The sequence below is a fragment of the Mangrovicoccus algicola genome, assembly GCF_014903745.1.
Classification (GTDB): domain Bacteria; phylum Pseudomonadota; class Alphaproteobacteria; order Rhodobacterales; family Rhodobacteraceae; genus Mangrovicoccus; species Mangrovicoccus algicola.
This window is the reverse complement of the sequence record NZ_JACVXA010000026.1, coordinates 1-25,350: the sequence shown is the minus strand read 5'-3', so window position 1 is coordinate 25,350 and position 25,350 is coordinate 1. Positions and strand designations below refer to the sequence as shown.

General features: G+C 70.2%; 23 protein-coding genes, 1 pseudogene and 1 riboswitch. Of the genes and pseudogenes, 10 read left to right on the top strand and 14 right to left on the bottom strand.

Annotation, left to right across the window (positions count from 1 at the left end; genetic code table 11):
- Together ICN82_RS10225 and ICN82_RS10220 are read right to left on the bottom strand one after the other, a co-directional pair.
- Positions 1 to 558 (bottom strand): annotated as a pseudogene (locus ICN82_RS10225) (hypothetical protein); the annotation flags it as partial.
- Positions 555 to 1,298: a CDP-alcohol phosphatidyltransferase family protein gene (locus ICN82_RS10220; protein ID WP_226898416.1), complete on the bottom strand. Its 744-nt coding sequence runs from the start codon at positions 1,296 to 1,298 to the stop codon at positions 555 to 557. The pseudogene ICN82_RS10225 and the gene ICN82_RS10220, both read right to left, overlap by 4 nt.
- A gap of 120 nt (positions 1,299 to 1,418) precedes the next feature.
- On the opposite strand from ICN82_RS10220, the gene ICN82_RS10215 reads away from it, so the two are divergent.
- Positions 1,419 to 1,970 (top strand): cytochrome b, encoded by a 552-nt coding sequence (locus tag ICN82_RS10215; RefSeq protein WP_193182321.1) that lies wholly within the window; start codon positions 1,419 to 1,421, stop codon positions 1,968 to 1,970.
- Positions 1,971 to 1,983: 13 nt separating this feature from the next.
- Here ICN82_RS10215 and nrdF read toward each other — a convergent pair whose 3' ends face one another.
- From nrdF to nrdH, 4 genes are read right to left on the bottom strand one after another with little or no spacing between them, the layout of a single operon-like run.
- Positions 1,984 to 2,955: a class 1b ribonucleoside-diphosphate reductase subunit beta gene (nrdF, locus tag ICN82_RS10210; protein WP_193182319.1), complete on the bottom strand. Its 972-nt coding sequence runs from the start codon at positions 2,953 to 2,955 to the stop codon at positions 1,984 to 1,986.
- Between the two features lie 8 nt (positions 2,956 to 2,963).
- Positions 2,964 to 5,108 (bottom strand): class 1b ribonucleoside-diphosphate reductase subunit alpha, encoded by a 2,145-nt coding sequence (gene nrdE, locus ICN82_RS10205; RefSeq protein ID WP_193182317.1) that lies wholly within the window; start codon positions 5,106 to 5,108, stop codon positions 2,964 to 2,966.
- A complete protein-coding gene (gene nrdI, locus ICN82_RS10200; RefSeq protein WP_193182315.1) occupies positions 5,078 to 5,506 on the bottom strand; it encodes a class Ib ribonucleoside-diphosphate reductase assembly flavoprotein NrdI in 429 nt (142 codons plus the stop codon). The genes nrdE and nrdI overlap by 31 nt, the downstream gene beginning before the upstream one ends.
- A gap of 4 nt (positions 5,507 to 5,510) precedes the next feature.
- A complete protein-coding gene (gene nrdH / locus ICN82_RS10195) occupies positions 5,511 to 5,735 on the bottom strand; it encodes a glutaredoxin-like protein NrdH (RefSeq protein WP_193182323.1) in 225 nt (74 codons plus the stop codon).
- A gap of 85 nt (positions 5,736 to 5,820) precedes the next feature.
- Positions 5,821 to 6,006: riboswitch (cobalamin riboswitch) on the bottom strand.
- Between the two features lie 202 nt (positions 6,007 to 6,208).
- Here nrdH and ICN82_RS10190 point away from each other — a divergent pair.
- From ICN82_RS10190 to ICN82_RS10170, 5 genes are all read left to right on the top strand, one after another.
- Positions 6,209 to 7,156 carry a peptidoglycan-binding domain-containing protein gene (locus ICN82_RS10190; protein WP_193182313.1) on the top strand — a complete coding sequence of 316 codons (948 nt, stop codon included), beginning with the start codon at positions 6,209 to 6,211 and terminating at the stop codon, positions 7,154 to 7,156.
- Positions 7,157 to 7,199: 43 nt separating this feature from the next.
- Positions 7,200 to 8,072 carry a Tll0287-like domain-containing protein gene (locus ICN82_RS10185; RefSeq protein ID WP_193182311.1) on the top strand — a complete coding sequence of 291 codons (873 nt, stop codon included), beginning with the start codon at positions 7,200 to 7,202 and terminating at the stop codon, positions 8,070 to 8,072.
- Positions 8,065 to 9,411, top strand: coding sequence for a serine/threonine-protein kinase (locus ICN82_RS10180; protein ID WP_193182309.1), 1,347 nt, complete (start codon positions 8,065 to 8,067; stop codon positions 9,409 to 9,411). Before ICN82_RS10185 ends, ICN82_RS10180 begins: the two co-directional genes overlap by 8 nt.
- Positions 9,412 to 9,518: 107 nt before the next feature.
- Positions 9,519 to 10,070 carry a lactoylglutathione lyase family protein gene (locus ICN82_RS10175; protein ID WP_193182307.1) on the top strand — a complete coding sequence of 184 codons (552 nt, stop codon included), beginning with the start codon at positions 9,519 to 9,521 and terminating at the stop codon, positions 10,068 to 10,070.
- Positions 10,071 to 10,267: 197 nt separating this feature from the next.
- Positions 10,268 to 11,482, top strand: coding sequence for a metallochaperone AztD (locus ICN82_RS10170; protein WP_193182305.1), 1,215 nt, complete (start codon positions 10,268 to 10,270; stop codon positions 11,480 to 11,482).
- A gap of 51 nt (positions 11,483 to 11,533) precedes the next feature.
- Here ICN82_RS10170 and ICN82_RS10165 read toward each other — a convergent pair whose 3' ends face one another.
- A complete protein-coding gene (locus ICN82_RS10165; protein ID WP_193182303.1) occupies positions 11,534 to 13,609 on the bottom strand; it encodes a TonB-dependent receptor in 2,076 nt (691 codons plus the stop codon).
- 157 nt (positions 13,610 to 13,766) lie between these two features.
- Between ICN82_RS10165 and ICN82_RS10160 the strand changes: the two genes are divergently transcribed.
- The gene (locus ICN82_RS10160) at positions 13,767 to 14,552 is read left to right on the top strand and encodes an IclR family transcriptional regulator (RefSeq protein ID WP_193182300.1); all 786 of its coding nucleotides are present in this window, start codon (positions 13,767 to 13,769) and stop codon (positions 14,550 to 14,552) included.
- A gap of 187 nt (positions 14,553 to 14,739) precedes the next feature.
- Here ICN82_RS10160 and ICN82_RS10155 read toward each other — a convergent pair whose 3' ends face one another.
- Entirely contained in the window at positions 14,740 to 15,543 is an 804-nt protein-coding gene (locus ICN82_RS10155) for an ABC transporter ATP-binding protein (RefSeq protein ID WP_193182298.1), read from the bottom strand.
- Positions 15,544 to 15,707: 164 nt separating this feature from the next.
- Between ICN82_RS10155 and fepB the strand changes: the two genes are divergently transcribed.
- From fepB to ICN82_RS10140, 3 genes are read left to right on the top strand one after another with little or no spacing between them, the layout of a single operon-like run.
- A complete protein-coding gene (fepB, locus tag ICN82_RS10150) occupies positions 15,708 to 16,658 on the top strand; it encodes a Fe2+-enterobactin ABC transporter substrate-binding protein (RefSeq protein WP_193182296.1) in 951 nt (316 codons plus the stop codon).
- A complete protein-coding gene (locus ICN82_RS10145) occupies positions 16,655 to 17,677 on the top strand; it encodes a FecCD family ABC transporter permease (RefSeq protein ID WP_193182294.1) in 1,023 nt (340 codons plus the stop codon). The genes fepB and ICN82_RS10145 overlap by 4 nt, the downstream gene beginning before the upstream one ends.
- Positions 17,674 to 18,708, top strand: coding sequence for a FecCD family ABC transporter permease (locus ICN82_RS10140; RefSeq protein WP_193182292.1), 1,035 nt, complete (start codon positions 17,674 to 17,676; stop codon positions 18,706 to 18,708). Before ICN82_RS10145 ends, ICN82_RS10140 begins: the two co-directional genes overlap by 4 nt.
- On the opposite strand, the gene ICN82_RS10135 is transcribed toward ICN82_RS10140, so the two are convergent.
- The 6 genes from ICN82_RS10135 to ICN82_RS10110 all read right to left on the bottom strand — a co-directional run bounded on the left by ICN82_RS10135 (position 18,705) and on the right by ICN82_RS10110 (position 25,058).
- The gene (locus ICN82_RS10135; RefSeq protein ID WP_193182290.1) at positions 18,705 to 19,991 is read right to left on the bottom strand and encodes an NtaA/DmoA family FMN-dependent monooxygenase; all 1,287 of its coding nucleotides are present in this window, start codon (positions 19,989 to 19,991) and stop codon (positions 18,705 to 18,707) included. The two genes, ICN82_RS10140 and ICN82_RS10135, sit on opposite strands and share 4 nt — an antisense overlap.
- A 138-nt stretch (positions 19,992 to 20,129) precedes the next feature.
- Complete coding sequence (locus tag ICN82_RS10130; RefSeq protein WP_193182280.1) at positions 20,130 to 20,966, bottom strand: metal ABC transporter permease; 837 nt, start codon at positions 20,964 to 20,966, stop codon at positions 20,130 to 20,132.
- Positions 20,963 to 21,829 (bottom strand): metal ABC transporter permease, encoded by an 867-nt coding sequence (locus tag ICN82_RS10125; protein WP_193182278.1) that lies wholly within the window; start codon positions 21,827 to 21,829, stop codon positions 20,963 to 20,965. Before ICN82_RS10125 ends, ICN82_RS10130 begins: the two co-directional genes overlap by 4 nt.
- Positions 21,826 to 22,710, bottom strand: a complete 885-nt coding sequence (locus ICN82_RS10120; protein ID WP_193182276.1) for a manganese/iron ABC transporter ATP-binding protein — start codon at positions 22,708 to 22,710, stop codon at positions 21,826 to 21,828. The genes ICN82_RS10125 and ICN82_RS10120 overlap by 4 nt, the downstream gene beginning before the upstream one ends.
- A 77-nt stretch (positions 22,711 to 22,787) precedes the next feature.
- A complete protein-coding gene (locus ICN82_RS10115) occupies positions 22,788 to 23,693 on the bottom strand; it encodes a metal ABC transporter substrate-binding protein (RefSeq protein WP_193182274.1) in 906 nt (301 codons plus the stop codon).
- A 120-nt stretch (positions 23,694 to 23,813) separates the two neighbouring features.
- The gene (locus ICN82_RS10110; RefSeq protein ID WP_193182272.1) at positions 23,814 to 25,058 is read right to left on the bottom strand and encodes an amidohydrolase family protein; all 1,245 of its coding nucleotides are present in this window, start codon (positions 25,056 to 25,058) and stop codon (positions 23,814 to 23,816) included.
- Positions 25,059 to 25,350: the final 292 nt, after the last annotated feature.

Here is a 25,350-nt window from a genome sequence, read left to right as displayed (position 1 = left end):
CCGGGTCGTCTCGGGCGCGGCGGCGCGGGGCAGGACCGGGCCGGAACGGGCGGCATCCCACAGGCAAAGGAGCCCGATCGCCAGCGCCGCCGCCCCCGCGCCCCGCCGGGCGGCACCGCCCAGACGCGCCCCCGCCCGGCCCCAGAGGCAGAGCCCGGCAAAGACCAGTGCCGCCGCCCCGGTCAGCATGCAGGCCGCCAGGACGGCCAGCGCCGCCGCCCCCGCGCGTCCCGCGCTGGCCGACAGAAGCGAGAACCCGGCCGGAACCAGATGCAGGTCGCCCAGCGGGTCGAAGCGGCGGGCAAAGGCGGAAAAGCTGGCGAAATCGGCCAGTTTCAGCGCGGAGAGGAGACCGAGCGCCAGCGCCGCCGCCAGCGCGGGCCAGCGGATATGACGCCCCAGCGCCAGCGCGGCCAAGAGCAGCACGGGCAGTTCCGGCGGCAGCCGCGCCAGCCGGCCCGGGTCCAGCATGACGGGATGGAAGGGTTGCACCAGCAGCGCCCAGGCGGGCAGGGCGGCGAGGATCAGCGCCGCGGCGGGAGAGCGGGCCGGGCTCACCGGCGGGCCGCCAGCCACAGGATGTCGCGGGCGAAGGACCAGCCCAGCAGCCCCAGCGCGGCCGCCGCGGCCGCCTGCGACCACGGCGGCGCGACCGGCGGCGCGAGCAGCAGCGCCAGCGTGGCGATCTGGATCACGCAGACGGTCTTGCGCGCGCGGCTCTCGGGCAGGGGCGCCCCGAGCGGCGGCCAGGCAAGCGCGGCGGCGACGAAGAGATAGCGCATGCCGCCCAGGAGCAGCACCCAGGCCCCCAGCCCGCCGCTGCGCCAGGCCACCCCCGCCAGCAGCAGCGCGAAGGCGGCATCCGCCTCCATGTCGAACCGGGCCCCCCAGGCCCCGGCCAGCCCGGTCCTGCGCGCGAGGCAGCCGTCCACCCCGTCCAGCGCCAGGGTGAAGAGCGCCAGGGCGAGGAATCCCCAGCCGGTGCCGCCTTCCAGCAGGTCCGGCCGGACCAGCGGGGCGAGGAACAGCGACATCAGCGCCAGCCGCGCCAGCGTCACCGCGTTGGCCGGACCCAGCCGCGGGGCGGGCCGGTGGCGGCGCAGGCAGGCGACCGGCACCGCGGCGGCCAGGGCGAATCCCGCCGCCGGCAGGATCAGCGCCTCGCCCGTGAGGATCTGCGCGGCGGGCAGGAGGCACAGCGCGTAGACCGCCGCCAGCCCCGCCATGGCGCGGGGGGGCGACAGGCGGGATCCGTTCGGGCCGGGATCTGGATCGGCGATCTGCATGCGTGATGACATCGCGCGCCGCCCCGGCCTGTCAAGCGCGGCGGCGCCCCGCGCCCCCGCAGGCGCGGAAAGGTTTCAACTTTTGCGGGAAATGCGATAGTTTCGACGGGTCCCCAGGCAGGAGAGGCCCGGATGCGTCCTATTCCGACCCGCGATCCCGCGCGCCATGTCCCGCTGCTGCGGCTGCTGCACTGGCTGAGCGCGGTCCTGGTGCTTGCCACGATCCCCGCGGGGCTGGTCATGGTGCAGGAGGGGCTGCCGCGCCCGCTGCAGGACGCGCTGTTCCTCTTTCACAAGAATGTCGGCCCGGTGATCCTGATCCTGGTCGTCGCGCGCCTGACCGTGCGCGCCACCTGCCCGGTGCCGCCGCTGCCCGCAACGCTGTCGCGCCCGCAGGTCCTGGCCGCGGAGGCGGTGCACGGGCTTCTGTACCTGTGTCTCGTCGTGATGGCGGTGTCGGGGATCGTGCGGGTGCAGGCGGGCGGCTTCCCGATGGAGCTGTGGGATCCGCTGATCGGCGGGCTGGTGCCGCGCGACGAGGCGCTGGCGGCGCAGGCCAAGGCGGTTCATGCTTGGATGCGCATCCCGCTGATCGCGCTGATCCTTGCACATGCGGGCGCCGCCGCGCTGCACGGACTGGTGCTGCGCGACGGCGTGTTCCGGCGGATCTGGCCGCCCTTCTGAGGCGGCCGGACCTTCAGAAATCCCAGTCTTCGTCCTCGGTGGCGACGGCCGTGCCGATCACGTAGCTCGACCCCGAGCCCGAGAAGAAGTCGTGATTCTCGCTGTCGGGGCTCAGCGCCGCCAGGATCGCCGGGCTGACCTCGCAGGCCTCCGGCGGAAACAGCGGTTCATAGCCCAGATTCATCAGCGCCTTGTTGGCGTTGTAATGCAGGAAGGCCTTGACCTCCTCGGCCAGCCCGATCCCGTCATACAGTTCCTCGGCATATTGCGCCTCGATTCCGTAAAGCTCGAACATCAGCGAGAAGGCGAATTCCTTCAGCTCCTCGCGCCGCGCCTCGGTCTCGCGTTCCAGCCCGCGCTGGAATTTCAGGCCGATGTAATAGCCGTGGATCGCCTCGTCGCGGATGATCAGGCGGATCAGGTCGGCCGTGTTGGTCAGCTTGGCGCGGCTGGACCAGTGCATCGGCAGGTAGAAGCCGGAATAGAACAGGAAGGATTCCAGGAAGACGCTTGCGATCTTGCGTTTCAGCGGGTCCGCGCCGGGGGCGTAGGTTTCCAGGATCGCGCGGGCCTTGGCCTGCAGATGCGGGTTTTCCTCGGACCAGCGGAAGGCCTCGTCCACCTCGGCGGTGGAGCACAGCGTCGAGAAGATCGACGAATAGCTGCGCGCATGCACCGCCTCCATGAAGGCGATGTTGCACAGCACCGCCTCCTCGTGGGGGGTGGCGGCATCGGCCATCATCGAGGGCGCGCCGACGCCGGCCTGGATCGTGTCCAGAAGCGTCAGCCCGGTGAAGACCCGGATGGTCAGCCGCTGCTCGGCCTCGGTCAGGGTCGCCCAGCTTTGCACGTCATTGGACAGCGGCACCTTCTCGGGGACCCAGAAATTCGCCGTCAGGCGGTTCCAGACCTCCAGGTCCTTCGGATCCTGGATCCGGTTCCAGTTGATCGCGCGGGGCGTGCGGGGGGTGGCAAGGTCTTTCATGGCGGCTCTCACAGCGTGCAGGACACGCAGCCCGCGACCTCGGTGCCCTCGAGGGCGGCCTGGCGCAGGCGGATGTAATAGATGGTCTTGATGCCCTTCTTCCATGCGTAGATCTGGGCACGGTTGATGTCGCGGGTCGTGGCCTCGGCCGGGAAGAACAGCGTCAGGCTGAGCCCCTGGTCGACATGCTCGGTCGCGGCCGCATAGGTGTCGATGATCGCCTCGGGCCCGATCTGGTAGGCGTCGCGGTAGTAATCGAGATTGTCGTTGTCCATGAACGGCGCGGGATAGTAGACGCGGCCGATCTTGCCTTCCTTGCGGATCTCGATCTTGGACACGATCGGGTGGATCGAGGAGGTGGCATTGTTGATGTAGCTGATGGAACCGGTCGGCGGCACCGCCTGCAGATAGGCATTCCACAGCCCGTCCTTCATCACCGCATCGCGCAGCGCCGTCCAGTCCTCGCGGGTGGGCAGGGCGATGCCGAATTTCTCGAACAGCGCGGCGACGGTCCCGGTCTCGGGCAGCCAGTCGCGGGTGACGTATTTCTCGAAGAAGGACCCGTCGGCATAGGCCGAGTCGGCGAACCCGCCGAAGCTGCGCCCGTGCTCGCGCGCCAGCGCGTTGGAGGCGCGGATCGCGTGATAGGCCACGGCGGCGAAATAGACCGAGGTGAATTCCACGCCCTCGGGGCTGCCGTAATGGATCCGCTCGCGCGCGAGGAACCCGTGCAGGTTCATCTGGCCCAGGCCGATCGCGTGGCTTTCCTCGTTGCCGCGGCGGATCGACGGGACGGACTCGATCGAGGACATCTCGGACACGGCGGTCAGCGCGCGGATCGCGGTTTCCACGGTCAGGCCCAGATCGCCGCCATCCATGGTGCGCGCGATGTTCAGCGAGCCCAGGTTGCAGGAGATGTCCTTGCCCAGATGGGCATAGCTGAGATCCTCGTTGAACTCGCTGGCCTCGTTGACCTGCAGGATCTCGGAACACAGGTTCGACATGGCGATGCGCCCGGCGATCGGGTTGGCGCGGTTCACCGTGTCCTCGAACATGATGTAGGGATAGCCGGATTCGAACTGGATCTCGGCCAGCATCTGGAAGAACGCGCGGGCGTTGATCTTCTTCTTGCGGATGCGCTTGTCGGCGACCATCTCGGCGTATTTCTCGGTGACCGAGATCTCCGAGAAGGGCAGGCCGTAGATGCGTTCCACGTCATGCGGCGAGAACAGGTACATCTCGGCATTGCGCTTGGCCAGCTCGAAGGTGATGTCGGGGATCACCACGCCGAGGCTCAGCGTCTTGATGCGGATCTTCTCGTCGGCATTCTCGCGCTTGGTGTCGAGAAAGCGCAGGATGTCGGGATGATGCGCGTTCAGATAAACCGCGCCCGCGCCCTGCCGCGCGCCCAGCTGGTTGGCATAGGAGAAGCTGTCTTCGAGAAGCTTCATGATCGGGATGACGCCCGAGGACTGGTTCTCGATCCCCTTGATGGGGGCGCCATGCTCGCGGATGTTGGTCAGCATCAGCGCGACGCCGCCGCCGCGCTTCGACAGCTGCAGCGCCGAGTTGATGCCGCGGCCGATGGATTCCATCGTGTCTTCCAGCCGCAGCAGGAAGCACGAGACCAGCTCGCCGCGGGATTTCTTGCCGGCATTCAGGAAGGTCGGGGTCGCGGGCTGGAACCGCCCGGCCAGCATCTCCTCCATGAAGGACATGGCCAGCGCCTCGTCGCCGCGCGCCAGCGCCAGCGCGACCATGACGACGCGATCCTCGTAGCGTTCGAGATAGCGTTTCCCGTCGCGGGTCTTCAGCGTGTAGCTGGTGTAATACTTGAACGCGCCGAGGAAGGTCGGGAACCGGAATTTCCGCGCATAGGCCGCATCCCAGATATGGCGGTGGAAGTTCCGCGAATACTGGTCCAGCACCTCGGGTTCGTAATAGCCCTGCTCGACCAGGTAGCGCAGCTTCTCGTCCAGCGAGTGGAAGAAGACCGTGTTCTGGTTCACATGGGTCAGGAAATACTGGCGCGCCGCCATGCGGTCGGCATCGAAGCGGATGCGGCCTTCCTCGTCATAGAGGTTCAGCATCGCGTTCAGCGCGTGATAGTCGAGCCCGGCGCTCAGGCCGTCATGGGTCGGGGTGTCGAGCATGTCTGGTCCCGGATCTGGTCCAGCCCGGCGGTAACGCGGGCGATGTCGGTGGAGGTTCCCGCCAGCTCGAAGCTGTAGAGCAGCGGGACGTTGCATTTATCGGCAATGACGCGGCCCGACAACGCGTAAGTCGGGCCGAAGTTGCGATTTCCCGCCGCGATCACGCCGCAGAGCCCGGCGCGCCGTTCGGGATCGTTCAGCCAGCGGATCACCTGCTTGGGGACCGCGCCGCGACCCTCGCCATCGGCATAGGTCGGGCAGATCAGCACATAGCGGCCGGGCATCGGCGGCATCGGATCGGCCGGGGAGACCGGGATCCGCACCGCCGCCCGTCCCAGCCTCTCGACGAAGCGGCGGGTATTGCCGCTGGCCGAGGAGTAGTAGACGAGCCCGGCCACGGGATCAGGAGGCCAGCTGGCCGATGCGGTCCGGACGGAAGCCCGACCAGTGGTCCTCTCCGGCGATCACGACCGGCGCCTGGCGGTAGCCCAGCCCGGTGACGCGCTCCAGCGCGGCGGCATCCTCGGTCAGGTCGACGACCGCATAGGCGATGCCCTTGGCGTCGAGCGCGCGGGTGGTGGCGGTGCATTGCACGCAGGCGGGCTTGGAATAGACGGTGACGGTCATCTGCATCCTCTGTCCGGTCCGGTGGCGCATGGGGGACGGCCGCGTCTGCCGTTCCGATGCCCGCCCGAACCCTTCGTTCGCGGTCATTTCGTTTTGCCTCGGGCGAGGGCCTGGGCCGCGGCGGGGACCCGGACGGGCCTTGCCGGGGCGGAACCCCCGGGGTCGGCATCGATCGGGCTTGCCGCTTGCAGGTGCCGGGGCAGCGCCGGATTCCCACCGGTTTCCCTCCTGGCCCGAGTCGATGATCGGACCCCTGAAGCATCTATATGTAGATCATGCCGGTTTTGGCAGGTCAAGATTTAGCGTGAAGCCCCGCCCGATTTTTCGCAAAGGCGGCCATGTCCCGCAGCAGGGAGCGGCAGATAGCCGGAAATGGAAATCAGGGAAAGATTGAACCGTAATCCGTTTCGCAGAGACTGACCCTCAATACAAGCTTGCCGCGGAGGGCGCGGTGGCCGGATGGGGAGGCGAAAATGGCCGGAATGCTGACACGGATCATGGTTCTCGGGCTGATGCTGGCCGCGACGCCGCCTGCCGGGGCCCAGACCGGGCGCATCGTCGCACTGGTCGTCTCCGCCGGCGGGGACGGCGCGCGGGCCGACGCGGTGCAGGCGGCGCTGCAGCAGCTGGGCGCCGAGACCCTGCGCGCCGACCGTCCCGGCAATGCCCAGCTGCGTTCGGTGCTCAAGCGCTTTGCCCGCGAGGCCACCGATTCGCGCGCCGGCCTGATCTATGTCGATGCCCCCGTCGTGAGGTTCGAGGACCGCGCCTTCATCCTGCCCGAGGGGGCCGGGCTGTCGCATCCCACCGACCTGTTCACCCAGGCGATACCGCTGCGCGCCTTCGCCCGCAGCGCGGCGCAGGCGGCGGAGGGCGGGGCGGTGCTTGCCACGCGCGCGGAGCCGCGCACGGCGCTGCCAGCCGGGGTCGATGCGGCCGCCGCCCCCCCGGAACCGGCCCCTGGTTCGGCGCCGGTCGCCCTTCTGGAGCCCGCGGCCTTCGCGGCGCTGGAGGCGATCCTGTCGGAGCGCAGCGGCCGCGAGGAGGTGGAGCTGGGCGAGATCCTGGATGCGGTCGCCGCGCTTGCGGGGGCGGAGGTGGCGGGCCGTCCGGCGGCGCCGGTCTTCCTGCGCGCCCCGGCGCGGGCGGCGCCCGCCCCGGTGCCGGTCGCTGCCGGTCTGGCCGCCGCGCCGGAGGTGCCGGAGACGCTGGAGGAGCTGGCGCTGCTGGAACAGTCGCTGTCGCGCTCGGCCAAGCGGGCGATCCAGCGCCAGCTGCGCGGCCTGGATCACTACCGCGGGCTGGTCGACGGCATCTTCGGTCCGCAGACCCGCGCCGCCATCACCGCCTTCCAGCAGACCCGCAACGACCCCGCCACCGGGCTGCTGACCCGCCGACAGCTTCTGGATCTCAGGGGCTGAACGTCTTTTCCCGCGCCGCGTGCGCCAAACCGGAGAGCGACCCATGGGATTGCGACTCAAGTACAACCTGGTCCTCGTCCTGGCCTGCCTGCTGGGCATCGCGGCGGCGACGGTGCTGTCCTATGTCTTCGTGCAGCGCAGCGCCGTGGAGGATGTGAAGCAGAATATCCGCCTGCTGCGCGGCAATGCGCTGGCGGTGCGCTCCTATACGCTCAACCACGTGGAGCCGCTCTTGGAGGATGACAGCGACATCCTGTTCCTGCCCGAGACCGTGACCGCCTTTGCCGCGCGCACCGTCTTCGACACGTTCCGCGGAAGCTTCCCGGAATACAGCTACAAGGAATCGGCGCTGGACCCGACCAATCCCGCCGATCGTCCCGATGCGCGCGAACGCGCCATGATCGAGCAGTTCCGCGCCGATCCGGAGCTGGACCAGATCGCCTCGGTCCTCGATACCGGCGCGGGCCGCGAGCTGACCATGGCCTTTCCCATCACCATCACCCAGGAGGGTTGCCTGCGCTGCCATTCCACGCCCGAGGCGGCGCCGCCGGCGATGATCGACCTCTACGGGCCGGCAAACGGCTTCGGCTGGCAGCTGGGCGAGACGGTGGGCGCGCAGTTCATCTCGGCGCCGATGACCCTGGTGGAGGCCCGGGCGCGGGACGCGCGGCTGATGCTGATCGGCGGGCTGGCGCTGGTCTTCCTGCTGGTCTTCGTGATGACCAACCTCCTGCTGGGGCGGATGGTGCTGACCCCGGTGCGGCGCATGTCCGCCCTGGCCGAGAAGGTCAGCCTCGGCGACTTCTCGGTGCCCGAATACCGCAAGCCCGGCCGCGACGAGATCAGTTCGCTCTCGGCCTCCTTCAACCGGATGCGGCGCAGCCTGGAACGGGCGATGAGCATGATCGATGGCTGACGAGACCCGCATCGATCCCGCCCCCGCGCGGCGCCGCATCGGCAAGTACCGGGTGGAGGGGCTTCTGGGCGAAGGCGCGATGGGCGTCGTCTATGCCGGGCGCGATCCCGACATCGACCGCCCCGTGGCGATCAAGTCGATCCATCGCCACCTGGTCTCGGGGCGGGCGGCCGAGCGCGAGGACTGGCTGGCGCGCTTCACCCGCGAGGCCCGCGCCGCCGGGCGCTGCCTGCATCCCAACCTGGTGACGGTCTTCGATTTCCTGGTCGAGGACGGGCTGCCCTACCTGGTGATGGAGCGGTTGCGTCCGGCAACGCTTCTGGACCGGATGGCGGCGGGTCCGGTCGGGCTGGCCGAGATCCATGCGATCCTCGGCCAGGTGCTGGCAGGGCTGGGCGCGATCCATGCCGCCGGGGTGATCCATCGCGACCTGAAGCCCGCCAATGTGATGCTGGCCGCCGACGGCACCGTGAAGCTGACGGATTTCGGCATCGCGCGGCTGGCGGCGACCGAAGCCACCGGGGCGGGTCTGATCGGCACCCCGGCCTATATGGCGCCCGAACAGATGACCGGCGGGCCGGTCGATGCGCGCGCCGACATCTATGCCGCGGGCGTGCTGCTTTACGAACTGATCTGCGGCCGCAAGCCCTTTGCCGGGGCGGGGGTGATGGAGCTGATCCAGGCGGTGCAGGCCGGCGGCCCGCCGCCGCCCGCGCAGATCGTCGCGGACCTGCCGCCGGGGCTGGATGCGCTGGTGCTGCGCGCGCTGGCCCGCGACCCGCAGGCGCGCTTTGCCGATGCAGGCGACATGCGGGCGGCGCTGGCCGCGCTGCTGCCGGCCGCCGATGCCTCCGGCCTGACAGCGATCGCGCCGAGGGCGGGGGCGGTCTCCGGGGGGCTCAGCGCGACCATGCTGGAACGGATCAGTCCGCGGACGCTGGGGCGTCTGGAGCGGCAGCTGACCAGCAGCATCGGCCCGATCGGCGGGGTGCTGGCCCGGCGCGCGGCTGCCCGGGCCGCCAGTGCCGAAGAGATGGTGGATGACCTGCTGCGCGAGATCCCCGACCCGGCCGAGCAGGCTGCCGCCCGCCGCGCGATCGAGGCCGCGCTGGAGGATGATCGGCAGGCAGGCGCGCGCGGCACCGTCGCGCAGGATCGCGCGGACCGGCTGGCCGCGCTGCTGACGCCGCTTCTGGGGCCGATCGCCCCGGTTCTGGTGCGCCGCGCCGTGGCGTCCGGCCGCGATGAGGAGAGCTTGCTGCAGCAGCTGGCCGGGCATGTCGCCGATCCCGAGGAGCGGGCCCGGTTCCTGCGCCAGGCGCGCGCCGGCGGAGGCTAGGCCCGCATCGCGCCCTTCGCGAACGATATGTTATCATTTCCAGCATGAATGATAATTTGAAACACATGGGAAGTGGCCGCATATCCTGGGGCAGCAAGGAGAATGCCATGACCTCGACCCTCACGCCGTCCCCCACCCCCACGCCGTCCCCCGCCCCCACGCCGTCCCCCACCCCCAGGACCTTTTCCCATATCGGGCTTTCGGTGCCCGATCTCGACCGTGCCGTCGCCTTCTATCGCGACGTGATGGGGTTCTACGTCATCATGGAACCGACCGAGATCGCCGAAGATGACAGCGATATCGGCGTGATGTGCAACGATGTCTTCGGTCCCGGCTGGGGCCGGTTCCGCATCGCGCACCTGTCGACCGCCGACCGCATCGGGTTCGAGCTGTTCGAATTCCCCGGAAATCACGCCCCGCAGGACAATCTGCCCCATCGGCAGACGGGACTGTTCCATTTCGCCATCCAGGATCCCGACCTCGAGGGGCTGCTGGAGCGGATCGTTGCCGCCGGAGGCAGGCAGCGCATGCCGGTGCGCGAGTACTTTCCCGGCCAGAAACCCTATCGCATGGTCTATGTGGAGGATCCCTTCGGCATCGTCTTCGAACTGTATTCCCACAGCTACGAGCTGACCTATTCGGCAGGGGCCTACGCCTAGTCCCCCGGCGGCCGCGCCGCTGCGTCCCGTCGCGCGGCGCGGCGCATCCTGTCCGGGACTCCATTGCCGGGATCGGTCCCGGGGCGGCCCCCCCCCCTCTCTATTGAAATGTTATACCATCACGGTATAGGGGTGCAGAGCCGAGCCGGCGCCCCGAGGCGGGGTGCCTGCCGCTCAACCTGCGGATGGAGACAGAGATGACACGACATACCCTTGCCCTGGGATCGCTGGCGCTTGCGGCGCTGGCCGGTGCCCCGGCCATGGCCGACGAGGACCGCGAAACCTGGCGGATCTTCGTGGCCGACCAGGCCAGTGCGGCGGTGACGGCCTTCGACCTGGAGGACCCCGGCACGCAGTGGCGCTTCGATCTGGGAGGGCCGTCGAAACTTTATGTCTCCCCCTCGGGGCAGGGGATCGTGGCGGTGCAGTCCGACGATGACCGCGTCGATTTCCTCTCCACCGGCATCGTGCTGGAAGGCCATGGCGACCACGCCGATATCGAGGTCTCGGACCCGGCCCGGATCGATGCCGTGCTGGAGGGCCCGCGCCCGTTCCACGTCGTCACCCATGGCGGGCTGACGGCGATCAATTTCGACCGCGGCGGCGAGGTCGCGATGCTGGAGGAGGCGGCGCTTCTGGAGGGACGGCTGGACGCGGCCGCGCGCTTCGCGCAGAACCGCGCGCATCACGGCTTTGCCGCGCCGATGGGGGATTACGTGCTCAGCTCGGTCGCCTCCGAGGCGCCGGTCGAGGGCGATGGCGCGCCGCCGCGCGTCGGGCTGCAGGCCTATGATGCCGAAGGCCGGCCGGCCGGGGAGATGCAAGCCTGCACCGATCTGCATGGCGAGGCCTTCTCGGGCGCCTATCTCGTGGCGGGCTGCAAGGAAGGCATCGCCACGGCGCATCTGGCGGACGGCCAGCCGGTGCTGGACCTGCTGCCCTATCCCGCGGAGCTGCCCGAAGGCCATACCGGAACGCTGCTGGGCTCGGCCGCGATGCAGGTCTTCCTGGGCAATTACGGCGCCGATGGCGTGGTCGTGATCGACCCCGTCGCCGCGCCGCATTTCCGCCATGTCGCGCTGCCCTTCCGGCGGGTTGATTTCGTGCTGGACGATATCAGCCCGCAATACGGCTATATCCTGACCGAGGACGGCACGCTGCACCGGCTGAACCTGCTCTCGGGCGAGATCGAGGCCTCGGCGCGCGTGACGGGTCCCTATTCGATGGACGGGCACTGGCGGGATCCGCGTCCGCGCCTGGCCATGGCGGGGGAGGCGCTGGTGCTGACCGATCCGGCCGAATCCGCGGTGCGGGTGATCGACACGGACAGCCTGGCCGAGACCGCCGCCATCGCGGTGGAGGGGCTGCCCTACAACATCGTGGCGACGGGCGGGGCGGGGCTGACCCACTGAGCCTGCGCGACATGGTCCGGGCGGGATCCCCCGCCCGGAGCCGGCGGCCGCTCAGAAGCTGCCGCGGATGCCCAGGCCCACCATGCGCGGCGCGGTCATGTTGGCGGAGACATAGCTGCCATCGGTGCCGCGGGTCGTCTGCAGATCCACGGGTTCGCGTTCGTCGAACAGGTTCGACACATAGCCGTAGATCTCGAGATTGTCGCTCAGCGCGAAGGCGGCGTTGATGTCGGTGATCGTGTAGCCATCGACCTTCAGATCGTCGGAATTGGCCAGATCCGCGTAATAGCCGTCGACATAGCGCACCTGTCCGCCCAGCCGGATCCGGTCCGTCACGTCCCATTTCGCCGACAGGCTGAGCGTGTAGTCCGGGGCGTCGGCCAGGGTGTTGCCCTCGTAGTCGGGATTGCTGCGGACCTTCTGCAGCTCCGTCCAGGTGAAGCCCGCCCCGGCCGCCAGCCACAGGTCGTGCCGCGCCTGGTAATCCACCGCAAGTTCCATCCCGTAGGCCCGGCTCTGCTCGGCGTTGATGGTATAGCTCTGGTACAGGCCGGGCGAGATCTCGACCGGGATGTTCAGCTGGTAATCCTCGTATTCGGTATAGAACAGGTTGGCATTGACGAACATCCGGTCCTGCAGCAGCGCCGCCCGGGTGAACAGTTCGTAATTCCAGCTCTGTTCCTCGTCGAACTGCGTCCACTCGCCGGTGGTGAAGTTCAGCGACACGCCGCCGGGATTGTAGCCGCGGCTGACCAGCCCGCCCAGCACGATCTCGGGGGTGAGCTCGTAGGCGAGGGAGAGCTTGGGCAGGATCGCCGTGAAGGTATTGTCGTAATCGACCGATTCCGGCGCATAGACGGCATCGCCCTCGCGGCGCACGCGGTCCTGCTGGAAGCGCAGCGCCCCCGTGACCGACCAGCGTTCGGCAAAGCGCCAGGTCGTCTCGCCGAAAAGGCCGAGATTGGTCTTGGTGTCGTCGAAGGTCGAGACGCCGCGCAGGTACAGCGTCTCGTCGGTCTCGGTGCGCGCCGCATAGACGCCCGCGACGCCGCTGAGCGTGTCGGCCGTCTCGCCGAACGTCACCCGGCCCTCGTAGGAATAGTTGGTCCCGGTGATGTCGGCATCCCCGGCATCCTCCAGTCCGGTGATCCGGTGCGCCTCGGTCTCCGAGTACTGGAGCTGGTTGAACAGCACGATGCCGTTGCCGAGGTCGTAATCGACATCGAGGATGCCGGTATCGGTGGTCTGGTCCCAGGAGGGCAGGGAGGCGCCGATGGAGTCCAGGTCGTCATAGGGGGGCGAGGCGGCCTCGAAGGTGGGACGGTTCGACTCCGAGCGCGCATAGGTCAGCTTGGCCTCCAGCCCCGGGATCCCCGCGGGCTGCCACAGCAGCTTCGCGCGGCCGGTGAAGCTCTCGAAATCCTGGTCCGCGTCGTCATCGGCGAAGTCGGGATTGACGTAGTCGATGAACGTGTCGCGGGCGGAATAGTCCAGCGCGATGCGCGCGGCGAAACTGTCGCTCAGCGGTCCGGAGACCGCCACGGAGGCGCGCCGCCCGGCATAGCTGCCGCCTTCCGCGCGGAAGGCGAGTTCGGGGGTGAAGGTCGGGTCCTTGGTGTTGACGATGATCGCCCCGGCGATCGCGTTGGCGCCCTGCGACGTGGTCTGGGGGCCGCGGAACACCTCGATGCTCTCGACGTCCCAGATGGAGGACGCGCCGAAGAGGAATTCGTTATAGCCCTGGTAATGCCCGTCCACGTTGATCGTGGCGCGCGGCACCGTCCCCGAGAAGAAGGCGACCGCGCCGGAATTGGGCCCCTGGCTGTCCACGCCGCGGATGACCGGAGCCGCGACGGTGCCGGGATAGGTGACGTTGGGAATGCCGTTGACGACCTCCGCCACGGAGCCCGCCTCGGGGTCCGTCTGCGCCAGCGCATCCCCCGAAAGGACGCTGACCGAACTCGCCGTTTCGCGCAGGTCGCGGTCGCGGGTCTCGCCGGTGATGATGATCGGATCCAGCATCACGGCCCCGCCCTCCTGCGCAAGGGCCGGACCGGGGCCGAAGGCGGTGGAGAGGGTGAGGATGCTGGCGCTGCACATGAGCGCGGGGAGGGAGGGTCTGGGCATTGTCTTCCGCCTGCGGGTGTATGAGAAACGCTGGCTGAGACGACCGTTGCTTGCGCTTGTTTCGAGCGGTTCCACAATTCATAACGCGTTCCACATGTCAATACGTCGGCGGATGATTGCCGGGCCACGTGGCGGGACGGGCAACAGGGAGAGGCAGATGAGCGAAGACCAGGAGGAGCAGGCCGCGCGCCGGCCCGGCACGATCCAGTCGGTATCCATCGCCGCGCGGGTCCTGCGCGTGATGGCCGAGGCCCCCGGGGCAATGGCGCTGAGCGAGCTGGCGCGTCTGGCGGGGATCGGACGCTCCACGGCCCATCGCTACCTGCAATCGCTGGTGCTGGAGGGCCTGGCGCGGCAGGATCCGGCAAGCGGCTTCTACGATCTGGGGCCCGCGGCGCTGCGCATCGGGGTCGGGGCGCTGAGGCGGATCGACCCGATCGAAATGGCGGCGGACAGCATGAGGGCGCTGAGCCAGAGCCATGCGATGAGCGGCGGCGTGGCGATCTGGACCGAGCGGGGGCCGACGATGGTGCGCTGGTATCGCAGCGCCTATTTCTCGATCAACCCGCTGGCGCTGGGGGATGTGCTTCCGGTGGACAACACCGCCTGCGGCCTGGTCTTCCAGGCGCATCTGCCGGCGGCGATGGTCGGGCGGGTCCGCGCCGGGCAGCCGGGGCATTTCCGCGGCACGCCCCCCGATCCTGCCCGGCTGGACGCGGTCCGCGCCGCGGGCTGGGCCGAGATGACCAGTCACCTGCTGTCGAATGTCACGGGCCAGGCCGCGCCGGTCTTCGATGCCCAGGGCGAGATCGTCTGCGTCATGACGACGGTGACCGATCTGGGCCAGCTTCAGGATCCCGCGGACCGCCAGCTGCTGCTGGCCCGGGCCCGCGCGGTGAACGAGGCGGCCGGGTCTCTGCCGCCGGGGCAGGCCGCGACGTGATGCCCGGCCCCTGCCGTCCCTCGGCGGAAGCGCGGGACGCAAGCCGGCCTTGCGCCGCCGCGGCGGCACCCCCCGGCCCGGGATCCGCCGCCCGGAAGTGACGGCGCCCGGCGCCCCGCGCGCCGGATCCGCGCCCTGCAATGGCAGGGCTGCGGCAGGTCGGGATGGTCCGGCCCCGCCCCGCCTCTCAGCGGAGCCGCGCCCTGCCGCGCGGGCGCGCCCGGGGCACGATCATCGGCGTGCCGGTCTCGGGATCGGGCATGACCCGCGCCTGCAGCCCGAAGGCGCGATCCACCAGCGCGCTGTCGACGATCTCGGACGGGGGGCCTTCGGCAAGGATGGCGCCGTCGCGCATGGCGACGAGATGGGTGGCATAGCGGCAGGCCTGGTTGAGATCGTGCAGCACCGCCAGCACGGTCCGCCCGGCCTCGTTGAGATCGGCCAGAAGGCCCAGCACCTCGATCTGGTGGGCGATGTCCAGATAGGTCGTCGGCTCGTCCAGGAGCAGGATCGGCGTGTCCTGCGCCAGCGCCATGGCGATCCAGGCGCGCTGTCTCTGGCCGCCGGAGAGTTCGCCGACCGGGCGCTCGGCCAGATCCCGCAATCCCGTCGCCTCCAGCGCCGCCGCGACCGCCTGCGCGTCCGCGGGCGACCACTGGCGCAGGAAGGACTGGTGCGGGTAGCGGCCGCGCGCGACCAGATCCGCCACGGTGATGCCGTCGGGGGCGACGGGGCTCTGCGGCAGGAGGCCGAGCCGCCGCGCGACATCGCGGGCGGGCAGCGTGCCGATGGCCTTGCCGTCCAGCACCACCTGGCCCTCCGCAGGGGGCAGCAGCCGCGCCAGCGCGCGCAGCAGGGTCGACTTGCCGCAGGCATTGGGCCCCACGATGACGGTGAAGGACCCTTCGGGGATCTCCAGGCTGAGATCCCGGGAAATGATGCGCCGGTCATAGCGCAGCGTGACGGATCGGGCACTCAGCCGGTGGGTCATCGAAGGGTCTCCGCGTGGTCTCCGCGCCCTCGTATTGCATCGCGGAACGTGTTCTGCAATATGGCGCCCAGCCAGCCCGGCCCGCAGGTCCGCCCGCGTCGCGACCGGCCGCCAGTCACCCATCCGCAGCCAGGATCCGTCCGCAACCTTTCCGGGGGCATGTCATGAAATTCCCGTCTCTCGCCCTGATCGCGGGGCTGCTGCCGCTGGTGCTGGCCGGGCCGCTGCGCGCCGCGGACTGGCCGCGCCAGATCCCCCATGCCGCCGGGACGCTGACGCTGGAGGACGCCCCGGAGATCATCGTCTCGACCACGCCCAGTGTCACCGGCATCCTGCTGGCCATCGGCGCCCCCGTCGCCGCCAGCGCCGCGACCACGCCCGGTCCCCTGACCGATGACCGGGGCTTCTTCTCGCAATGGGCCGCCGCGGCGGATGCGCAGGGCGTCGAGGTGCTCTATCCGAATCTCGGCTTCGATATGGAGGCGATCATCGGGTGGTGGCCGGACCTCGTCGTCGCCTCCACCACGGGGGCGGACAGCATCCTGCCGCATCTGCCCGCGCTGCAGGCCCAGGGCGTGCCGACCATCGCGGTGGATTACGCGGAGCGCAGCTGGCAGGACCTGGCCCGCGATCTGGGCCGCGCCACGGGCCATGAGGCGGGCGCCGAGGAGGCGATCCGCGATTTCGACCGGCAGGTGGCCGGGATCGCCGCGGGGATCGCGCCGCATGAGGGCCGGGCCAGCATCGTCGGTTACAAGATCGCCGACACCTACTCGATCGGCAAGCCCGCCAGCGCGCAGGCGCAGCTGCTGGCGGCGCTGGGGTTCGAGATCGCGGGGCTGCCCGAGCGGCTGCGCGCGCAGGTGACGCGGTCGTCGAATTTCGATTTCATATCGCGCGAGAATCTCGGCGGCGCGATCACCGGCGAGACGGTCTTCCTGCTCAACGGCACCGCCGACACGGTCCGGGCCTTCCTCGCCGATCCGGTCCTGGCGAACCTGCCGGCCGTGCAGAAGCGCCAGGTCTACGGGCTGGGGCAGAGTTCGTTCCGGATCGACTATTACTCGGGGCTGCAGACAGCGGCGGCCGTCGCGGCGCAATTCGCGGCCCGATGAGCGATGCCCTTGCCCCCCGCCGGCGGCGCCGCCTGGGCTGGATGGCCTGCGCGCTGGCGGTGCTGGCGGTGCTGGTCCTGGCCAGCCTGGCGCTGGGATCGCGGGCGATTCCGCCGGGCCAGACGCTGGCGGCGCTGCGCGCCTTCGACCCCGGCAACGACCTGCACCTGATCATCCGCGAATTGCGGCTGCCGCGCACCTGCCTGGCGGTGCTGGCGGGCGCGGCGCTGGGGCTGGCCGGGGCGATGGTGCAGGCCGTCACCCGCAATCCGATGGCCGAGCCGGGGCTTCTGGGCATCAATGGCGGCGCCGCGGTGGCGGTGGTGCTGGGCATTGCCGTGCTGGGCCTGACCGAGATGCGCCAATATGTCTGGCTGGGCTTTGCCGGGGCAGGGCTGGCCGGGGCGGCGGTGTTCCTGTGCGGCGGGGCCCATCGCGCGGGCACGGATCCGGTGCGGCTGCTGCTGGCGGGGGCGGGGCTCTCGGTGGTGCTGGGATCGGTGACGACGCTGGTGATCCTGAATGCGCAGGCGGCGGCCTTCGACACGTTCCGCAACTGGGCGGCAGGCTCGGTCGAGGGGCGCGGCATGGCGGTGGCGGGGATCCTGGCGCTGGCCCTGCTGGCGGGGGGCGGCCTTGCGCTCGCCCTCGCGGGCAGCCTGAACGGGCTGGCCCTGGGGCAGGATCTGGGGCAGGCGCTGGGGGTGCGGCCGGGACGGGTCTGGGGGCTGGCCTGCCTGTCGGTGATGCTGCTGGCGGGCGGCGCCACGGCGGCGGCGGGGCCGATCGCCTTCGTCGGGCTGGTCGCGCCGCATCTGGCCCGGGCGGTCTGCGGGCCGGACCACCGCTGGATCCTGCCCTTCGCGGCGATCTTCGCGGCGATCCTGCTGCTGCTGTCGGATATCGTCGGCCGCCTTGTCGCCATGCCGTCGGAGGTTGCGGCGGGCATCGTCGCCACGCTTCTGGGCGGGCCGGTCTTCGTGCATGTCGCGCGCCGGTTCCGGCTGGCCCGGCTATGAGCGGCGCCGGCATCCGCGTCCTGCGGCTGGGGCCGGTCTCGCTGCTGCTGCGGCCGCGCGTCGTGGCGGTCTCGGCCGTGCTGCTGGTGATGGCGGCGGCGCTGGGACTGGTGCTGCTTGCCACCGGCACGCTGCGCTTCGACCTCTCCGAGGTGATGGCAGGGCTGATGGGCGGGTCCGGCGATCCGCGGCTGGACCGGGTGATCCGCGGCATCCGCCTGCCGCGGGTGCTGACGGCGGCGCTGGTCGGGGCGGCGCTGGGTCTGTCGGGCGCGGTGTTCCAGTCGATCACCCGCAATCCGCTGGGCTCGCCGGACGTGATCGGCTTCACCACCGGCGCGGCGACCGGGGCGATCGTGCAGATCATCCTCTTCGATGCGGGCGCCGCAGGCACCGCCGCCGCCGCCGCGGGGCTGGGCATGCTGACCGCGCTCTGCGTCTTCCTTCTGGCGCGGCGCGGCCAGAGTTCGGGCGGCGACCGGCTGGTGCTGGTGGGGATCGGCGTGGGGGCGGTGCTGTCGGGGCTGAACACGCTGCTTCTGGTGATGGGCGATCTGGACCAGGCCATGGCGGCGCAGGTCTGGCTGGCCGGATCGCTGGCGGCGCGCAGCTGGGCGCATGTCGGCCCCGCCGCGCTGGGGCTGGTGCTCTTGGCGCCGGTCGCGCTGATCCATGCGCGCCGCCTGGACATGATGGAGATGGGGGACGACATGGCCCGCCAGGTCGGGGTGGAGGTCGAGCGCGTGCGCCTGGTCATGGTGGTGGCGGCGGTCGGCCTGACTTCCGTCGCCACGGCCGCGGCGGGGCCGGTGACCTTCGTGGCGCTGGCCGCCCCGCACCTGTCGCGGCGGCTGACGGGGGCGCCGGGGCCGGTCCTGCTGCCTGCGGCGCTGATGGGGGCGGTTCTGGTGCTGGCGGCCGATCTGGGATCGCTGCAGTTGCGGGGCACCGTCTCGGTGCCGATCGGGGTGATGACCGGTCTGCTGGGCGGGCTCTACCTGCTGTGGCTGGTGGCGGGGCGGCGGCGCTAGGCGCGGCGCTGGCGCAGGTGGCCCAGGAAGGTGTCGCCGCCATAGTCGCGGCGGAACAGCCCCCGCTCGGACAGCTGCGGGATCAGCTCCTGCAGCGTGCGCCGCATCGAGTCCCTGCCGCCGCCGGGCACGTTGATGAACCCGTCGATGGCCCCGTCGCGATGCCATTCGGCGATCTGCTCGGCGGCGTCATCCACCGTGCCGATGATCCGCCAATGGCCCGAGCCCGCGGATTCGGGCCGCCGCAACAGCTCTGCCAGGGTCGGTTCGTCGCGCAGGATCATCCGGCGCAGCAGCCCCGAATGCGTGCGGCTGCGCAGCCTGGCGGGCAGCTCGGGCAGGTCGGCGGCGCGGATGGGACGGTCCTCGGGCCAGTCCGTCAGGTCCAGCCCGATCATCTGCCGCACCATCTCCAGCCGCCGGGTCCGGTCGATGCCTGCATGGGTCTCCATGAACAGCTCCTCCGCCTCGGCGCGGCTGTCGGCGAGATAGCAGTTCAGCCCGGGCATCACGACGATGTCGTCGGCCGCGCGGCCATGGGCGGCGGCGCGGCGGCGCAGGTCGCGGCGCAGCGACAGCGCGGCCTCCTTGTCGGGGGTGGAGGCGAAGATCGCATCGGCCACCTGCGCCGCGAAGCTGCGCCCCGTCTCCGAGGCCCCGGCCTGGACCAGCGGGATGCGGTCGGTCGGGGGCATGCGCACATTGAGCGGCCCCGCGACGCGGAAATACCGCCCGGCGTGATCGATCGGTTCGGCCGGGGGGGCATCGTCGGCGGAGGCTGCGGGATTGCTGGCCCAGAGCCTGCGGACGATCTCGGTCGCCTCGGCCGCGCGGGCGTATTTCTCCTCGGGGCCGGGCATGTCGTCGAGACCGAAATTCCGCTGGCCGTCCAGCGCGGTGACGATGTTCCACCCGGCGCGGCCGCCGCTGAGCCAATGCAGGCTCTGCAGCTGGCGCGCGAGGATGTAGGGCGGCACGAAGGTCGTGGAGACGGTGGTCAGCAGCCCGACCTGCCGGGTATGCTGCGACAGGGCCGCGAGCCGCAGGGTCGGGTCCAGGCCGCCCGGTCCGATGCCCGCGCCGCCGCGCAGCCCGCGCGGATCGGCGAAGAGCGTGTCGGGCAGGAACATGAAATCCAGCCGCGCCGCCTCGGACATGCGGCACAGCTCGATATCCGCCGCGATCGGATCGCGGTCCTGCGGCCCGGCGGCGCGATCCCGCCCGGTCAGCCAGGTCGCGGCAAGCGACATTCCGATATGCAGGATATTCCCGGTCGCGGGCATGGGTCCTCCCCCTTCTCTTCGCATATGCGGGTTTCGGGCTGAGGGACGGCCCCTGCTGGCGCCCTGTCTCTAGCGCCGGGCGCGGCGGAAGGAAAGATGCAGAACGCGTTCCGCCCTGCGGAACGGAACGCGCGCCGCTCAGTCCGCCTGCCGGGCGCTGCGCCGGGTCATCCAGGCGCGGCGCAGGAAGGCCAGCACGAAAAGCGCCGACAGGATCAGGATGATCGTCGGGGCCGGGGCGCTGTCGAGCCAGAAACTGGCATAGACCCCCGCCAGCATCGCCCCCGTGCAGACGGCCACCGCCACGGCCAGCATGCTGCGGAAGCTGCGCACCGTCAGGAAGGCGATGGCCCCCGGCGCGATCAGCAGCCCCACCGCGAGAATCAGCCCCGTGGCGGAGAGCGTCGCGACGATGGTCAGCGACAGGATCGACAGCAGCCCGTAATGCAGCACCCGCACCGGCAGCCCGGACACCCGGGCCTGGGCCGGATCGAAGGCATGCAGCATCAGGTCCTTCCATTTCAGCAGCAGCGCCGCCGAGACCAGCACGGAGATGATGCCCGCCGTCCACAGGTCGTCGCGCCCGACCCCCAGCATGTTGCCGAAGAGGATGTGATCGAGATGCACATTGGTCTTCAGCCCGACATACATCACGATCCCCAGCCCGAACATGCCCGAGAAGACGACGCCCATCATGGTGTCCTGCTTGACCCGGCTGTTCTGCGACAGGAAGCCGGTGGCGACCGCGGTCAGCATTCCGGCGGCGAAGGCCCCCAGGATCAGCGGCAGCCCCGCCACATAGGCCAGCACGATGCCGGGCAGCACCGCGTGGCTGACCGCGTCGCCCATCAGGGCCCAGCCCTTCAGCACGAGAAAGCATGACAGCAGCGCGGTGGGCACCGAGACGATCGCCGCGATCCAGAAGGCGGTCTGCATGAAGGGAAAGGTGAAGGGCATCAGCAGCGTCTCGCTCATGCCGCCTCCTCCGGCGCGGCCAGGGCCCGCGCCGCCCTGCGCCTTGCGGCCAGCATCCCGTGCTTGGGCGCAAGGAAGAACGCGGCCAGGAAGACCGCCGTCTGCAGGATCACGATGATGCCCCCCGTCGCCCCGTCGAGGAAATAGCTGGCATAGGCGCCCAGGAAGCTGGTCGTCGCGCCGATCGCGATCGAGGTCAGGATCAGCCGCGGGAAGCGGTCGCACAGCAGATAGGCGGTGGCGCCGGGCGTCACCACCATGGCGACCACGAGGAAGGCGCCCACCGTCTGCATCGCCGCCACGACCGAGGCCGAGAGCAGCATGAAGAACACGCCTTTCAGCAGGCCGGGGCGCAGCCCGATCGTGCGGGCATGGCTCTCGTCGAAGAAGACGACCATCAGATCCTTCCATTTCGCGCTCAGCACCGCCAGCGAGACCAGCCCGATGATGGCCAGCTGCAGCGTGTCGCCGGGGGTGATCGCCAGGATGTTGCCCATGGTGATCGTCTGGATCGACACCGCCATCGGATTGACCGAGGCCATGAACAGACCCGCGCCGAAGAAGGAGGTGAAGATGATGCCGATGATGACATCCACCTTCAGCCCGGAACGGTCCGACAGGAACAGCATCGCCGCCGCCGCCAGCCCGCCCGAGATGAACGCGCCGAGCGCGAAGGGCAGGCCCAGCAGGTAGGCCCCGGCGACGCCCGGCACGACCGAATGGCTCAGCGCGTCGCCGATCAGCGACCACCCCTTCAGCATCAGATAGGCCGACAGGAAGGCGCAGACCCCGCCCACCAGCGCCGAGACCCACATGGCATTGGTCATGTAGCCATAGGCGAAGGGTTCCAGCAGGGTGCTCATGGCCCGGGCTCCCGCAGGTGGGTCTTGCCGCCATAGCGCACCAGCGGGCGTTCATCGTCGGTCAGGATGGAAACATGCCGCGCGTCGTCATCGTCATGCAGATCCGCGCCGCCCAGCGTCACGTGGCGCAGCACGCCGCCGAAGGCCTGTTCCAGGTTGGCGCGGGTGAAGGTCGTCTCGGTCGGCCCATGCGCCAGCACCGTGCCCTTGACCAGCACCACGCGGTCGCAGAATTCCGGCACCGAGCCCAGGTTGTGGGTGGAGACCAGCATCACCCGGCCCTCGGCCTTCAATTCGCGCAGCAGCGCGATGATCTGCTCCTCGGTCTTCACGTCGACGCCGGTGAAGGGTTCGTCCAGCAGGATCACCTTCCCGTCCTGCGCCAGCGACCGGGCCAGGAAGACGCGTTTCTTCTGGCCGCCCGAAAGCTCGCCGATCTGGCGGTGGCGGAACTCCTGCATGTTGACCCGCGCCAGCGCCGCGCCCACCGCGGCGTGATCGGCCGCCGAGGGGCGGCGCAGGAACCCCATATGGCCGTAGCGGCCCATCATCACCACGTCCTCGACCAGGACGGGGAAGGACCAGTCGACCTCCTCCGATTGCGGCACATAGGCGACGAGGTTGCGCTTCAGCGCCTCCTTCACGGTCAGTCCCAGCAGGCGGATATCGCCGCGGGCGACCGGCACGAAGCCCATGATCGCCTTGAACAGCGTCGATTTGCCCGCGCCGTTCACGCCGACCAGCGCCGTCACCGTGCCCCGGGGGATCGCGAAGCCGGCCTCGCGCAGCGCGGTATGGCCGTTGCGATAGGTGACGGTCACGCCCTCGGCGGAGATGCCGCCGCCGGGATCGGCCGGGGCGGCCGGGTCTGTCTGTCTCATCTGGCTCTCATCCATGCTGGATCGTCCCCTAAGTCTATGTCCCGCCCGCCTCAGGGCAATGGCGCCCCGGGCCGGAGCTATTCGGCGGGGGCGCCCAGCCCGTCGGCCACGGTCTGCGCGGTGACCCGCAGCAGGTCCAGATAGGTCGGCACCGGCCCGCCCTCGGGCGAGAGGCTGTCGACATAGAGCACGCCGCCATAGCGCGCGCCGGTCTCGCGGGCGACCTGTTCGGCCGGGGAGGTGTTGACCGTGCTTTCGCAGAAGACGACGGGGATGTCGTTTTCGCGCACCCCGTCGATCACCGCGCGCACCTGCTGGGGCGTGCCCATCTGGTCGGCATTCATCGGCCAGAGATAGAGTTCCTTCATGCCGAAATCCCGCGCCAGGTAGCTGAAGGCACCCTCGCAGGTCACCAGCCAGCGCTGCGCCTCGGGGATCTGCGCGATCTGGGCGCGCAGCGGCTCGATCGTGGCGCGCAGCGCGTCCTTGTAGGCGGCGGCATTCGCCTCGTAGGTCGCGGCATTCTCGGGGTCGTGTTCGGCGAAGGCGGCGGCGATGTTGTCGATATAGACCGCGGCGGTTTCCAGCCCCATCCAGGCATGGGGGTTGGGCTTGCCCTCATAGGCGCCCGCGGCGATCGGGATGGGCGCGATCCCGTCGGTCAGCGTGACCGAGGGGATGTCGCCCAGCTGGTCGATGAACTGCGCGAACCACAGTTCCAGGTTCAGCCCGTTCCACAGGACCAGGTCGGCATCGCGGGCACCGACGAGGTCGCGCGGCGTCGGTTCATAGCCGTGGATCTCGGCGCCGGGCTTGGTGATCGAGACCACGTTGGCGGCATCGCCGGCCACGTTGCGGGCCATGTCGGCCAGCACGGTGAAGGTGGTGACGACCTTCATGCGCGCGTCATCGGCCCAGGCAGGCGCCGCGGCCAGCGACAACGCCGCGAGCAGCCCCGGAAGGCGGAACGTGTTCGTCCTCATGCGGTTTCCTTTCGGCATCGCTTTGCGGAGCAGAAGCTCCGGAATGATAGTGAGAACCATTCTCAACAGTAAGGCCCGAGTCGCGGGGCAGATGCAACCCCCTGCCCGGATCCGCGACGTTCAGCGCGGCGCCGGGCCGCCGGGGCGGGGGCGGGGGAGCAGCAACTCGGCGCGCGGCCGGCGGAAACTCGGGCGGCCGGCCTTCCAGCCCGCCAGCACCGGGGCGGCTTCGCGGATCGCGGCGACGGCATCCGGCGCGTCCAGAAGAACCAGGTCGGCGGGGGCCCCCGCCGCGATCTCGGCGCGCGCGCCCATCGCCTCCGCCGCTCCGCAGGTCACCATGCGCCAGATCGCGCGACATTCCTGCGCGCCCGCCGCCTGCACGACATTGGCATAGAGATTGGCCATCCTGACCAGCGAGGCATCACCGAAGGGCGTGAAGGGGTTCAGCACGTTGTTGGTGGCCAGCGAGGCGGCCACGCCTTCCAGCCGGTGGGCGGCCGTCACCCCGCGCGGCACCAGCCGGTCGGCCTCGCGCCCGGTCAGGAACAGGTCCGTGGCCGGCAGCACGGTCAGCGCGATCCCCGCCGCGGCCAGAGACTCCGCCACCTCGGCGCGCCGCGCGGGGGACATGGCGGAGATCTGCGTGACATGGCCGATGGAAACCCGGCCCTGCAAGCCGCGCGCGCGGACCTCGCGCAGCACATGGGGCAGGTTCGAGGCCGCGGGGTTCAGGTCGAAATCCAGGTGGAAATCGGCCCGCATCCCGTGCCGTTCGGCGAGATCGAGGATCAGCCGCACATGGGCCGCGGGGTCCGGATCGGTATAGGGACAGCCGCCGACCATGTCCGCGCCCTGGCGGCAGGCCTCCTCCAGCAGCTCGTAGGTCGCCATCTCCTGGGTCAGCCCCTCCTGCGCGAAGGCGCAGATCTGCAGGTCGATCATCGCGGCGTAATCCGCGCGCAGCCGCAGCAGCGCGGCGAGGCTGCGCAGCCCGGCACGGGGATCGACCTCGACGAAGCTGCGCATCCGCTGCGTGCCATGGGCGATGGCGCGTTCCAGGACCTGTGCGCCGCGGGCATAGACGTCTTCCTCGGTGAAGCCGGGCTTGGCGGCGGCGGTCAGGGCCACGGCCTCGGCGAGGGTGCCCTCGCAGACGGGGCAGCGGTCCAGGATGCAGGCCTTGTCCAGATGCACATGCGCGTCGCACAGTCCGGGGGAGAGGAACCGCCCCTCCAGGTCGGTGGCCGGGGCGTCGGACTCGATCCGGGGGGCGATGGCAGCGATGCGCCCGTCCTTCAGTCCCAGATCCTGCAGCCCCTCGATGCCGTCGAGCGCGGCGCGGCGGAGGATCAGGTCGAACATGCGGAGGCTCCTTTGCGGGCCGGGCGGGGGCGCCCCGGGCCTCCGTCCATCGGTATTGCCCCAGCGGGAGGCAGGGGTGCCGGGCCGCGGCTTCCCCGCGGGGTCCGGCGCGGGGCAAGGGCCTGCCGGGCGGATGCACGGTCCCGGCACTGGGCGGGGCTGGTCATGGGACCTCCTTCGGCTGGCCCGGGCAGGAGGCGCGGGCCGCGGCGATGATAGGCCCCGCGTGCCGCTTGTACAGCCGCCCGCGGCGCGACGGTTTGGCATCTGTCCGGCGCGGTCGGGCGCGGGG